A 13,199-nucleotide genomic window follows, 5' to 3' on the forward strand; every position below is an offset into this window, starting at 1 on the left:
GATCAGGCATGGCGCATGTCGATGGACATGCCCGCCGTGCCTTGCTGTCTGCGTCAGTTTTCCAAGTTTTTCAGGTCTGCTCTTCATGACTTCCAAGCCTTCCCAACCCAAGAACGCCGCGGCTGGTGCTGCTGTACCCAACGCTCCTGCCCTGTGGCAACAGCTGGATGCAGTGGCCAAGGCCCTGCACGGCATCCTGGGTGGCCAGTCCAGCAAGGCTGTGCTGGCACAGGTGCCGCAGCGCTTGCGTCCGGGAGTGCAGGCCTTGCTGTTCCAGGTGCTGCGCAATCTGGGACGTGCCCAGGCGCTGCAAAAGCAGCTGGCGCCGCGCGCACCTGCACCCAAGGTCAGTGCCTTGCTGAGCACGGCGCTGGCTTTGGCCTGGGATGAGGCGCAAGCCCCGTATCCGCCCTTCACCCTGGTCAACCAGGCCGTGGAAGCCGCCAAGAATGGCGCGGCACGCGCGCAGTCCGGTTTCATCAATGCCTGCCTGCGCCGCTTTCTGCGCGAGCGCGATGCCTTGGTGAGCGCGACCGACAGCGATCCAGTGGCCGTCTGGAATCACCCTGCCTGGTGGATTGCCCGGCTCAGGAAAGACCATCCCCAGGATTGGCAGACCATTTTGGCGGCCAACAATGCCCAGCCGCCCATGACGCTGCGCGTGAATGCACAGAAAAGCACTGCAGCCCAGTATCAGGATGCGCTGCAGGAGATGAACCTGAAGGCGACGGCCGTCGCCGAGTGCGGTCTGCAGCTGGAGCAGGCCGTGCCTGTACAGGAGCTGCCGCATTTTGAAGAAGGCTGGGCATCGGTGCAGGACGGCGCGGCACAGGCCGCGGCCCCACTGCTGCTGGCCGGCTTGTCCCAGCCCCAGGGGCGCCCGCTGCGCGTGCTGGATGCCTGTGCGGCGCCCGGCGGCAAGACCGCTCATCTGCTCGAACGTGCCGCGCCCGGCAGCATCGAAGTCACGGCCTTGGAGATCGACCCCGAGCGGGCTCGCCGCATCGATGAAACCCTGTCGCGCCTGGGCTTGAAGGCCAAGGTGCTGGTGGCCGATGCGTCCGCGCCCCAGGCGTGGTTCGAGTCGCAATGTGGCGGTCAGCCCTTCGATGCCATCTTGCTTGATGCGCCTTGCACCGCATCGGGCATTGTGCGTCGCCAGCCCGATGTGCGCTGGCTGCGCCGTGAAAGCGATGTGGCCCAGTTGGCAGACATCCAGTCCAGGCTGCTGGATACCTTGTGGCCGCTGCTGCAGCCCGGCGGCCGCATGGTCTATTGCACCTGCTCGGTCTTCAAGGCCGAGGGCGATGCCCAGATGCAAGCGTTTCTTGCACGCAACACTACGGCGGCCAGCTTGCCTGCTCCGGGTCATTTAATTCCCGGCAAAGCTGCCAAACACGATTCAGTGGCAGACAATCCCCTGGGTGACCACGACGGCTTTTTTTACGCTCTGCTGGAAAAATTGCGCTAACGCTGTAGCGGGGGCCTTGTGGCCTGCGGCCCGTGCAGCTTCGCTGGTGCTGGCCTTGTCCCTGTTTTTCGTGATGGCCCGGGCGGATACCGTGCCGCCGGACATCAGCTCCATGCAGGTCACGCGTACCGACGAGGGGGTGTTTCTCTCGGCCAATCTGCAGTTCGAGCTGCCTGGCCAGGTTGAAGATGCCCTGCGTCAGGGCATTCCCATGTATTTCATTGCCGAAGCCCAGGTACAGCGCGAGCGCTGGTACTGGTCCGATCAGCAATTGGGCGTCGCCACCCGCTATTACCGCATTACGCACCAGCCACTGACCAGGCGCTGGCGTTTGCATATCTCCAATTCCGCCTTCACCGGCGGCAGCGGCACCGGACTGGCGCTGGGCCAGTCCTACGAGCAGCTGGAGGATGCCATCGCAGCCATTCAACGCATTTACCGCTGGAAGATTCTGGAGTCCGGCCAGCTCGGCTCCACTTCAGGCGTCTCGGTGCAACTGCGCTTTCGCATAGATCTGTCGTCCCTGCCCAGACCTTTACAGATTGGGGCGCTGGGGCGCTCGGGCTGGAATCTGCAACTGTCGCGCACACAGACGCTGGAGGCTGCTCCCTGATGGCTGACTTCAAGCTCCTGGATGGCGAAGCCAGCGGCTCCTCTGCCGCGCGCTGGTCGCGCGCCACGCGCTGGGCCGTTGGCACGGGCGTGGCGCTGATGGTGGTGGTGGGGGTGCTGCTGCTGTTCCTGCTGACCCTGGCCACGAATAACCGGCTGGCCTATGAGCGCAACTACAACTGGCTGTTTGCCGCCAATGTCGTTGTGGCCGGATTGCTGCTGCTGGTACTGTTCTGGGGCGGCTTGCGCCTGGCTCTGCGGCTCAGGCGCGGGCGTTTTGGCAGCAAGCTGTTGCTCAAGCTGGCGGGCATCTTCACCTTGGTGGGTTTGCTGCCGGGCTTGTTGATCTATGTGGTGTCCTACCAGTTTGTTTCGCGCTCGATAGAGAGCTGGTTTGACGTCAAGGTCGAGGGGGCCTTGTCTGCGGGTGTGAGCCTGGCCAGTGCCACACTGGATACTGTGGCCAATGACATGGCCAACAACACGCGCACGGCAGGCCTGCAGCTCTCTCAGACCTCGGATGCCGGTGCGGCACTGATGCTGGAGCGCATCCGAGATCAGATCGGTGCCTCCGATGTGGTGCTCTGGAATGCATCAGGCAAGGCCATTGCAAGTGCCGGTCAGTCTCAGTTCAGCCTGGCGCCGGAGCGGCCCAACACCCAACTGCTGCGCAGCTTGAGGGAGCAGGGCGGTCAGCGTGCCGTGGCCAGCATCGAAGGCCTGGATGATGCCGGTGACGTGCCTGCCGATCAGGCTGCGGCCAACGCCAAGGTGCGCACACTGGCGCTGGTGCCCAGCTCGGCCGTGAATCTGTTGGAGGAGGCTCGCTATCTGCAGGCCACGATTCCCCTGCCGCAAGCCCTGGTCAGCAATGCCCTGGCCGTGCAGGAGGCCAATCGCGAATACCAGGAGCGAGCACTGGCTCGCGGTGGGTTGCAGCGCATGTATATCGGCACTCTGACGCTGGCGCTGTTTCTGGCCGTGTTTGGTGCCGTGGTGCTGGCCGTGGTGCTGGGCAATCAGCTGGCCAAGCCATTGCTGTTGCTGGCCCAGGGCATGCGCGATGTGGCTCGTGGAGATTTGCGTCCCAAGCCTGCGCTGCAAAGCAAGGACGAGATTGGCGGGCTGACGCGCTCTTTTGCCGTCATGACCCAGCAATTGGCCGATGCACGCTCCGATGCCAACCGCAATCTGCTGCAACTCGATGCTGCGCGCAGCAATCTGCAGACCATTCTGGACAACCTTACTTCGGGCGTCATCGTGCTCGATCGCTCCGGGCGCATCGTCCTCAGCAATCCCGGTGCAACACGCATTCTGCGTGCGCCCATGGCGGTGTTCCAGGGCAAGCGTCTGCGCGATGTCTCGGGTCTGCAGGACTTCGCGCGCGTGGTGCAGGAGCAGTTCGAGATTTTCCTGGGCGATGCTTCGGCCGAGCAGGGGCGCGACCGCTGGCAGCAGGTCTATGAGCTGGACGGTGGCAGCGGCAATGGCGATGTGGTGCATAACACCACCAGCCTCGTCATGCGTGGTGCGGAGCTGCCCGATGACCAGCGTCTGCTGGTGTTCGATGATATTTCGGAGATCGTCTCGGCCCAGCGTGCACAGGCCTGGGGCGAGGTTGCGCGCCGCGTGGCGCATGAGATCAAGAATCCGTTGACGCCGATTCAGCTGTCTGCGGAGCGTCTGGCGATGAAGCTGACCGACAAGCTGCAGCCTGCGGAGCAGGCGCTGCTGGCAAAATCGGTCAAGACTATCGTCGACCAGGTGGGCGCCATGAAGCGTCTGGTCGATGAGTTTCGTGAGTACGCACGTTTGCCGGCAGCCAATCTGCAAGCGCTGGATCTGAATGCACTGATCGCAGAGGTGCTGCAGCTCTATGGCGAAGAGAATGCGACGGTGCGTGTGGAGGCATCGCTTGACGAAGCCTGTCCGCTGATTCAGGGCGATAGCCAGCAATTGCGCCAGGTCATCCACAATCTTTTGCAAAATGCGCAAGATTCCACGGCGCAAAGAGCGCAGGAAACAGGGCAGACTCCGGGCTCCGTCACCATCGAAACCCGCTGGATGGACACGGCCCAGCGTGTCCGCCTGAGCATCAGCGACAGTGGCACAGGTTTTGCTCCCAATATTCTTCAAAGAGCTTTCGAGCCCTATGTGACCACCAAGTCCCGCGGCACAGGTCTGGGTCTGGCCGTGGTCAAGAAAATCGCCGACGAGCATGGCGCAAGAGTGGACCTGGGTAATCGAGAGGAAGACGGGGTAGTGCAAGGCGCGCGAGTGTCGCTATCATTTGTACCTAACGACCGTGCGGGGGCGGCTTGATCCCGTTCTGCACAAGGCATAGCAACAGGCTTTAGACACATGGCAAACATACTAGTGGTCGACGACGAACTGGGGATCCGGGATTTGTTGTCGGAAATCCTCAACGACGAAGGTCATAGTGTGGACGTGGCGGAGAACGCCACGCAGGCACGCGTATCCAGGGCAACCCACAACTACGATCTGGTGCTGCTGGACATCTGGATGCCGGATACCGACGGCGTCACCTTGCTCAAGGAATGGGCCACGGCCGGCCAGCTCACCATGCCCGTCATCATGATGAGCGGTCATGCGACCATCGAAACGGCCGTCGAGGCCACGCGCATCGGTGCACTGTCCTTCCTCGAAAAGCCCATCACGATGCAGAAGCTGCTCAAGGCGGTGGAGCAGGGGTTGGCGCGCAGCACGGCCAGCCAGGGCGCGGAAACTGCAGCGCATGCCAGCAACGGCACGGCGCCATCGGCCGTGGTCAGCATCACAGCCCAGGCGGCGGAAGACAACCTGCCCAATTCGCACCAGGGCTTCGATCTTGACCGTCCCTTGCGCGAGGCGCGCGACGGCTTTGAAAAAGCCTATTTCGAATTCCACCTGGCCCGCGAAGGCGGCTCCATGACGCGCGTGGCCGAGAAGACCGGCCTGGAGCGCACCCACCTGTATCGCAAGCTGCGTCAGCTGGGCGTGGACCTCGGACGCAATCGCCGCGGATAATTTCCAAAAAAATCGCAGTTTTCGACTTTGGGTCGAAAAGTGTGCCTATAATCGTGGCTTCGGCACTCAAGAGTGTTGATGAAGGCCCGGTAGCTCAGTCGGTAGAGCAGAGGATTGAAAATCCTTGTGTCGGCGGTTCGATTCCGTCCCAGGCCACCAGATTCAAAGCCCTGGATCAGCAATGATCCAGGGCTTTTCTGCATCTAGATCTGACCCGTCACCGGCAGTATTCGCAGGTCGGCGAATGCTTCGGGCTGGAATGCCCCGGCGGGGCAGGAAGCGGAAAAAATATGCCTATAATCGCAGCTTCGGCAAATTCAAGTTGCTGGACAGCAAAGGCCCGGTAGCTCAGTCGGTAGAGCAGAGGATTGAAAATCCTTGTGTCGGCGGTTCGATTCCGTCCCAGGCCACCAAACATGAAGCCCTAGATCAGAAATGATCTGGGGCTTTTCTGTTTGTGCTTGAGGAAAAAAATCCTTGGTTCCCGGACGTATGCCGAGGAAGCTGCGCTTTGCGCCACGGCTGCATTGCAGCGATTGCAATACCGGAAGCACCTGCTGGCGCAGCCTACATGCTTTTCATCCGGGCTGGCTGCTTGGCGGCCACACTCCTATGAGCGATACGGACACGCAGCACGACCGCCCATCCCCGCTAAGATCAGGCCAGTTACAAGATCAAGCGAGAGTCTCTTACGGCCTCTCACTGTGCCTGCTCCACTCTTCCATGAACGCCGACATCAAAAAAACCCTCTGGGCCACAGCAGACAAGCTGCGCGCCAACATGGACGCCGCCGAATACAAGCACCTGGTGCTGGGCCTCATCTTCGTCAAATACATCTCTGACACCTTTGCCGCCCGCCGTGCCGAGCTGACGGCCCGCCTTACCAACCCCGACGACGAATACTTCTACGGCGACTCCGACCCGGCCGACATCGAAGCCGAGCTGGAAGACCGCGACTATTACAAAGAAGTCAATGTCTTCTGGGTACCCGAGGGCGCACGGTGGGAAGCCTTGCGCAATGCTGCCAAGCAGCCCGACATTGGCAAACACATTGACGACGCCCTCACGCTGATCGAGGCCGAGAACCCCAAGCTCAAAGGCATTCTCGACAAGCGCTACGCCCGTGCGCAGTTGCCTGATGGCAAGCTGGGCGAGCTGGTGGACTTGGTCTCCACCATCGGCTTTGGCGACGACCCCTCCGTGGCACGCGATGTGCTGGGCCAGGTGTACGAATATTTCCTAGGTCAGTTCGCCAGCGCCGAGGGCAAGAAGGGCGGGCAGTTCTATACGCCCGCCAGTATCGTCAAGACCCTGGTCGCCATTCTCAGCCCGCATGAAGGCAAGGTGTATGACCCGTGCTGCGGCTCGGGCGGCATGTTTGTGCAGAGCGAGAAATTCATCGAAGCCCACGGCGGAAAGCGGGGCGACGTGAGCATCTACGGGCAGGAAAGCAACCCCACCACCTGGCGCCTGGCCGCCATGAACCTGGCCATCCGAGGCATTGACTACAACCTGGGCCGCGAGCCTGCCGACACCTTCACCCGCAACCAGCACCCCGACCTGCGGGCCGACTACATCCTCGCCAACCCGCCCTTCAACATCTCCGATTGGTGGCACGGCAGCCTGGAAGGCGACCCACGCTGGGAGTTTGGCGATCCACCACACGGCAATGCCAACTACGCCTGGTTGCAGCACATGCTGCACCACCTCAAGCCCACGGGCCGCGCCGGCATTGTGCTTGCCAACGGCAGCATGAGCAGCAGCCAGAACAACGAAGGCGTGATTCGCGCGGCCATGGTCGATGCCGATGTGGTCGAAGTCATGGTGGCCCTGCCCGGGCAGTTGTTCTTTAATACCCAGATCCCCGCCTGTCTGTGGTTTCTGGCCAAGCAAAAAACGCGCAAGGGCGAAGTGCTATTTATCGATGCGCGCAAGCAGGGCCGCATGATCAGCCGTGTGCAGGCCGAGCTGACCGATGAGACGATTGCCCGCATCGAAGCCGTGGTGGCCGCCTGGCGCGGCGAGCCGGGCGCAGGCAGTTATGAAGACGTAAAAGGCTTTTGCCGCAGCGTGCCCCTGGCTGAGATCGCCCAGCACGGCTATGTGCTCACCCCTGGCCGTTACGTGGGTGCCGAAGAAGTGGAAGACGACGACGAAGCCTTTGCCGACAAGATGCAGAAGCTCACGGAGAAGCTGGGCGAGCAGATGACGAAGGGCGCGGAGCTGGATGCGGTGATTCGGGCGAAGCTGGGGGGGCTGGGGTATGCGTTCTGAGTGGCCGCAGGTCTCGATTGGTGATTTGGCAGATCCTCGCGCGGGTTCACTAGCCGTAGGCCCTTTCGGCTCTCGTATGAAAGCTGACCTGTATGTACCTGCTGGCGTCCGCGTAATCCGTGGGAATAACCTTGGAGAAGGTTTACAGCTCAAAGGCGATTTTGTCCATGTGACCAGTGGCACCGCAGATTCATTGGCGAGCTGCTGCTTGACTCCTGGTGACTTGGTTTTTCCGCATCGCGGCAACATCGGAGAGGTCGGGATCACACCTGATGATGGTCATCGCTACATGCTTTCGACCAGCCTCATGAAACTGTCACCAAACCGATCGAAGGTCGATCCGCTGTACTTGCTCTATTTCTTTAAGAGCGTCACGGGACGTGCTGCGTTGCTAATGAATACCTCCCAGGTTGGCACGCCAGGAATAGCGACTCCGCTCAAATCTTTGCGAGGGATAGAGTTAGCGCTGCCTCCCCTGGGAATTCAGCGCGCTATCACGGCCATCTTGCAAGCCCTCGACGACCGCATCTCCCTCCTACGCGAAACCAACGCCACCCTAGAAGCCATCGCCCAGGCCCTGTTCAAGTCCTGGTTCGTCGATTTCGACCCCGTGCGCGCGAAGATGGAAGGCCGCACGCCCGAAGGCATGGACGAGGCCACCGCAGCGCTGTTTCCCGATGGGTTTGAAACGTCGGAGTTGGGGGAGGTGCCGAGGGGGTGGCTAGTGCAGACATTCCGCGACACCATTCAAATCATCGGTGGCGGTACTCCAAAAACCTCTAATCCCGATTTTTGGGGTGGCGATATTCCTTGGTTCTCGGTGGTTGATGCGCCAGGGGCGTCCGACGTGTTTGTAATCGATACAGAGAAGCACATCACAGAGGCGGGATTGTATGGGTCATCCACCAAACTGCTGCCTGCTGGCACAACCATCATTTCAGCCCGTGGAACTGTTGGAAAGCTAGCTCTGACTGGACGGGCTATGGCAATGAATCAATCTTGCTACGGGTTGCGAGGTAAGGTGGGCGACACTTTCTTCACCTACTTCAGCGCAACGCGTTTGGTTCAACAGTTGCAACAACGGGCGCATGGTTCTGTCTTTGACACCATTACACAAGATACCTTTTCAGGCGTGCATGTCGCTTATCCCCAAGCTCCGGTAGTCCAAGCGTTTGATACAGCCGTGGATGCGCTGATGGCTCGAATTCGAGAAAACCTGTTCCAAGCCCAAACCCTATCTACCCTCCGCGACACCCTGCTCCCCCGCCTAATTTCCGGCCAGTTGTCCCTGCCTGAAGCACAGATCGAACTGAAAAAAGCTATCGTATGAAAACGCTCCTTGGCAAACTCGAACGCATACCGCTGCGCAAGGCTTGGGCACACGAGGCAGGGGAGTTCACCCCGTGGCTGGCGCAGGCCGAGAACCTGACGCTACTGGCTGAGTCTTTGGGCCTGGGTGAACTGGAACTGGTGGGTACCGAGCACCCGGTGGGTGACTTCAAGGTGGACATTCTGTGCACGGACGATGGGGGCAAGGTCATCATCGAAAACCAGCTTGAAAAGACGGACCATACCCACCTGGGCCAGATACTGACTTACGCTGCGGGCGTAGGGGCGCGCAAGGTGATCTGGCTGGCCGAATCTTTTCGCACGGAGCACATTGCCGCACTGGAGTTTTTGAACCAGCACACGACCGACGAGTTGGATCTGTTTGCGGCTGAGATTGAGCTGTGGCGCATTGGCGATTCGCCCATGGCACCTAGCTTCAACGTGGTCGTCAAGCCCAATGATTGGGCCAAGACGGGCCAGCAAAACGCCAAAGCAGCTGCAACGACCACGCCCACCAAGCAGCGGCAGCTGAAGTTTTGGACGGGCTGGCAAGCCTGGTTGCAGGCCAAGGGTTCGACGCTGCGCCCGCAAAAGCCGCTGCCGCAGCATTGGACCAATATTGCGCTAGGCCGTTCGGGCATCAGTCTGTCTGCCACCGTCCACTCGCGAGAAAGCCGTGTGGGCATGGAGGTCTATATTGACCACCCCAACTCCAAAGCGATATTCAAGCAGTTGCAAGCGCATCAGGCGGAGATTGATGCGACCCTGGGGGTGAAACTGGAATGGATGGAGCTGCCCGATGGACATGCCTGCCGCATTCTGCAGGTAAGTGCTGACTCGCCGCTGGACGATGAGAGCCAATGGCCCACGTATTTCGCGTGGCTGGAGCAAGCCGCGTTGCGTATGTCGGAGGTGTTTCGCCCACTGGTCAAAGGCTTGAACTGATGGGCCATTTAAATGGCAGCCGCCCTTTGCACACTGGGAGGGAATGGCGATCCGAGCATGACACCGGTTTCTGCTATGTGACGCCACGACAGTGTGTACGCGTAGAGGAGCCCGTGCATCGCACATATTCAGGTTGGAGAGGTGAAGATTGACTGAAGATCAGCTCGAACAAGAAACCCTGGCCTGGCTGCAAGACGTAGGCTACACCCACCGCTACGGCCCCGACATCGCATTCGACGGCTCTTCGCCCGAGCGTGCCGACTACCGCCAGGTTGTCTTGCCTTTCCGGCTGCGCGAAGCCATCAACCGCCTGAACCCTGGCATTCCCGTCGCGGCGCGCGAGGATGCCATCAAGCAGGTCACGGACCTGGGCATCCCGTCCTTGCTGTCGGCTAATCGAGCCTTCCACAAGATGCTGGTGGGTGGTGTCCCCGTCCAGTACCAAAAGGATGGCGAGACACGCGGCGACTTCGTGCGCCTGATCGACTGGACAAACCCCAAGAAGAACGAATGGTGGGCCATCAACCAGTTCACCATTAAAGGCCCTCACAAGACCCGCCGTCCCGACCTCATCCTGTTCGTCAACGGCCTGCCGCTGGTGCTGCTGGAACTGAAGAACCCCGCCGATGAGAACGCCAGCATCTGGAAAGCGTTCGACCAGATCGAGACTTACAAGGAGCAGATCCCGGACGTGTTCCAGTACAACGAGGTGCTGGTGATCTCGGATGGCACTGATGCATTGATGGGGTCCCTGTCTGCTAATGCCGAGCGCTTCATGGCTTGGCGCACCATTGATGGGGTAAACCTCGACCCGCTGGGGCAGTTTCAAGAACTGCAAACCCTGGTGCGTGGCGTGCTGGCCCCACAGTACCTGCTCGACTACATCCGTTACTTTGTCCTGTTCGAGGACGATGGCCAGTTGGTCAAGAAGATCGCTGGCTACCACCAGTTCCATGCGGTGCGCGCCGCCATCGAAGAAGTGGTGACTGCTTCCCGGCCCGGCGCCTCCCGCAAGGGCGGTGTGGTGTGGCATACGCAAGGCAGTGGCAAGAGCATCACCATGACCTGCTTTGCCGCCCGTGTGATGCAAGAAGCCGCGATGGAGAACCCCACCATCGTGGTCATCACCGACCGCAACGATCTGGATGGACAACTCTTTGGCGTGTTCAGCCTGGCCCAAGACCTTTTGCGCGAGCAGCCAACGCAGGCACTGACTCGGCCTGACCTGCGCGCCAAGCTGGGCAATCGCCCCTCGGGCGGCATCATCTTTGCCACCATCCAGAAGTTCATGCCAGGGGAAGATGAAGACACCTTCCCGGTCCTGTCCGAGCGCAGCAACATCGTGGTAATCGCCGACGAAGCGCACCGCACCCAATATGGCTTCAAGGCCACCCTCAAAGGCAAACCCGGCGAAGAGAAGTACCAGGCCGGCTACGCCCAGCACCTGCGCGATGCTCTGCCCAACGCCACGTTCGTCGGCTTCACCGGAACCCCAGTCAGCAGCACCGACCACGATACCCGCGCGGTGTTTGGCGAGTACATCCATGTGTACGACATGCAGCAGGCCAAGGAAGATGGTGCTACCGTGGCCATCTACTACGAGTCTCGCTTGGCCAAGCTGAGACTCAAGGATGAAGACCTGCCCACCATTGACGACGAAGTCGATGAACTGGCCGAGGACGAAGAAGAAAGCCTGCAGGCCAAACTCAAAAGCCGCTGGGCAGCCCTGGAAAAAATCGTAGGGGCCGAACCCCGTGTGGCCAGCGTGGCAGCTGACCTAGTGGCGCACTTTGAAGATCGGAGCACAGCCCAATCAGGCAAGGCCATGGTAGTAGCAATGAGCCGTGAAATCTGTGTGCACCTGTACAACGAGATCATCAAGCTGCGCCCCGGCTGGCATGACCCCGACCCCGAGAAAGGCGCGATCAAGATCGTGATGACTGGCTCAGCCAGCGACAAAGCCCTGCTGCGCCCCCATATCTACGACGGCAAGGTCAAAAAGCGTCTGGAAAAGCGATTCAAAGATCCCGCTGACCCACTGCGTCTGGTGATTGTGCGAGACATGTGGCTCACCGGCTTTGATGCCCCCTGCGTTCACACCCTGTACGTGGATAAGCCCATGAAGGGCCACAACCTCATGCAGGCCATCGCACGGGTGAATCGTGTCTTCAAGGGTAAGCAAGGTGGTTTGGTTGTGGATTACATCGGCATCGGCAACGAACTCAAAGCCGCCATGAAGGAGTACACCGCCAGCAAAGGCCGCGGAACCCCCACCGTGGATGCCCGCGAGGCGTACAGCGTCCTTATGGAAAAGCTCGATGTCTTGCAATCCATGCTGCATGGCTGCGATTACCGCGACTTCCTGACGGGGGGGCACCAAACCCTCGCTCGTGCCGCTAACCACATTCTGGGCCTGCGGGAGGAAGGCGGCAAGGACGGTAAACGCCGCTTTGCCGATACCACCTTGGCACTGACCCAAGCCTTCTCCCTGTGCTGCACCCTGGACGAAGCCAAGGCCGTGCGGGAGGAGGTCGCCTTCATGCAGGCCGTCAAGGTCATCCTGACCAAACGGGACATCACCTCCAAGAAGCGTACCGACGAGCAGCGCGACGAAGCCATCCGGCTGATCATCAGCAACGCCGTGGTGTCTGATCAAGTAGTGGACATCTTTGATGCCGTGGGCCTGGAAAAGCCCAACATCGGTCTGCTGGACGATGAATTCCTGGCACAGGTCAAGAACCTGCCTGAGAAGAACCTGGCAGTCGAGTTGCTCGAACGCCTACTCGAAGGAGAAATCAAGAGTCGCTTTGGCAGTAACGTGGTGCAGGAAAAGAAGTTCTCAGACCTACTTGGCAACGTGATCAAGCGCTATCAGAACCGCTCAATTGAAACCGCTCAGGTGATGGAAGAGCTGGTCGAGATGGCCAAGAAGTTCCGTGAGGCGGCCAGCCGAGGCGAGAAGCTGGGCTTGAGCGAAGACGAGGTACGCTTTTACGACGCGCTGGCTACCAATGAATCAGCAGTCCGCGAACTGACCGATGAAACCCTCAAAAAGATCGCCCACGAGCTGACAGAGAACCTGCGCCAGAACCTGACGGTGGACTGGTCCGAGCGGGAAAGCGTGCGGGCCAAGCTGCGGTTGATGGTCAAGCGGGTATTGCGCAAGTACAAGTATCCACCTGACTTGCAGGAAGAGGCTGTGGATCTGGTGCTGAGGCAAGCACATGCACTAGGAGAAGAGTGGGTGATGTAGTGCACGCTCGGCCTACAAGGCATCGACTTGGCAGCAGTCATTGATCTGGTTGAGTTGACCGACTACAGCCGGCCTGAGGCGGTCAGCTAAGAAAAAGGCGGTGTCGAAAAAAAAGGAAGCCTGGGGCTTCCTTTTTTAATGCTTCTGATCTCAGTCGTCAAAGCACTCTAGTGCAAGGCACTACTGCTATTCACCACCGCAGTCCTGACCATCTCTATCACTTTGCCAACAACACGCATACGACCAGAATTCCCAAGGGTGTGCATAGCGTTGTGTCATCTGTGATGT

8 protein-coding genes and 2 tRNA genes are annotated in these 13,199 nt (G+C 60.0%); all 10 read left to right on the forward strand.

The window, feature by feature from the left end; all coding sequences use genetic code 11:
* Nucleotides 1–85 precede the first annotated feature (85 nt).
* The 10 genes from rsmB (at nucleotide 86) to NOX35_RS01940 (ending at nucleotide 12,911) form a co-directional block, all read left to right on the forward strand.
* Nucleotides 86–1,471 (forward strand): 16S rRNA (cytosine(967)-C(5))-methyltransferase RsmB, encoded by a 1,386-nt coding sequence (gene rsmB / locus NOX35_RS01895; RefSeq protein ID WP_256495526.1) that lies wholly within the window; start codon nucleotides 86–88, stop codon nucleotides 1,469–1,471.
* Between the two features lie 73 nt (nucleotides 1,472–1,544).
* A complete protein-coding gene (locus NOX35_RS01900; protein ID WP_182287075.1) occupies nucleotides 1,545–2,084 on the forward strand; it encodes a DUF4390 domain-containing protein in 540 nt (179 codons plus the stop codon).
* A complete protein-coding gene (locus NOX35_RS01905; protein WP_182285407.1) occupies nucleotides 2,084–4,405 on the forward strand; it encodes an ATP-binding protein in 2,322 nt (773 codons plus the stop codon). Before NOX35_RS01900 ends, NOX35_RS01905 begins: the two co-directional genes overlap by 1 nt.
* Nucleotides 4,406–4,444: 39 nt before the next feature.
* Nucleotides 4,445–5,110 carry a response regulator gene (locus NOX35_RS01910; protein WP_182285408.1) on the forward strand — a complete coding sequence of 222 codons (666 nt, stop codon included), beginning with the start codon at nucleotides 4,445–4,447 and terminating at the stop codon, nucleotides 5,108–5,110.
* Nucleotides 5,111–5,193: 83 nt separating this feature from the next.
* A tRNA-Phe gene (locus NOX35_RS01915) sits at nucleotides 5,194–5,269 on the forward strand.
* A 178-nt stretch (nucleotides 5,270–5,447) separates the two neighbouring features.
* Nucleotides 5,448–5,523: transfer RNA gene (locus NOX35_RS01920), tRNA-Phe, on the forward strand.
* Nucleotides 5,524–5,833: 310 nt separating this feature from the next.
* Complete coding sequence (locus tag NOX35_RS01925; RefSeq protein ID WP_256495527.1) at nucleotides 5,834–7,384, forward strand: class I SAM-dependent DNA methyltransferase; 1,551 nt, start codon at nucleotides 5,834–5,836, stop codon at nucleotides 7,382–7,384.
* A 76-nt stretch (nucleotides 7,385–7,460) separates the two neighbouring features.
* The gene (locus NOX35_RS01930) at nucleotides 7,461–8,714 is read left to right on the forward strand and encodes a restriction endonuclease subunit S (RefSeq protein ID WP_256495529.1); all 1,254 of its coding nucleotides are present in this window, start codon (nucleotides 7,461–7,463) and stop codon (nucleotides 8,712–8,714) included.
* The gene (locus tag NOX35_RS01935; protein ID WP_256495531.1) at nucleotides 8,711–9,658 is read left to right on the forward strand and encodes a DUF4268 domain-containing protein; all 948 of its coding nucleotides are present in this window, start codon (nucleotides 8,711–8,713) and stop codon (nucleotides 9,656–9,658) included. Before NOX35_RS01930 ends, NOX35_RS01935 begins: the two co-directional genes overlap by 4 nt.
* A gap of 148 nt (nucleotides 9,659–9,806) precedes the next feature.
* Nucleotides 9,807–12,911, forward strand: coding sequence for a type I restriction endonuclease subunit R (locus NOX35_RS01940; protein WP_256495533.1), 3,105 nt, complete (start codon nucleotides 9,807–9,809; stop codon nucleotides 12,909–12,911).
* Nucleotides 12,912–13,199 lie beyond the last annotated feature (288 nt).

Source organism: Comamonas sp. C11 (assembly GCF_024496285.1).
GTDB classification, from domain to species: domain Bacteria; phylum Pseudomonadota; class Gammaproteobacteria; order Burkholderiales; family Burkholderiaceae_C; genus Comamonas; species Comamonas testosteroni_F.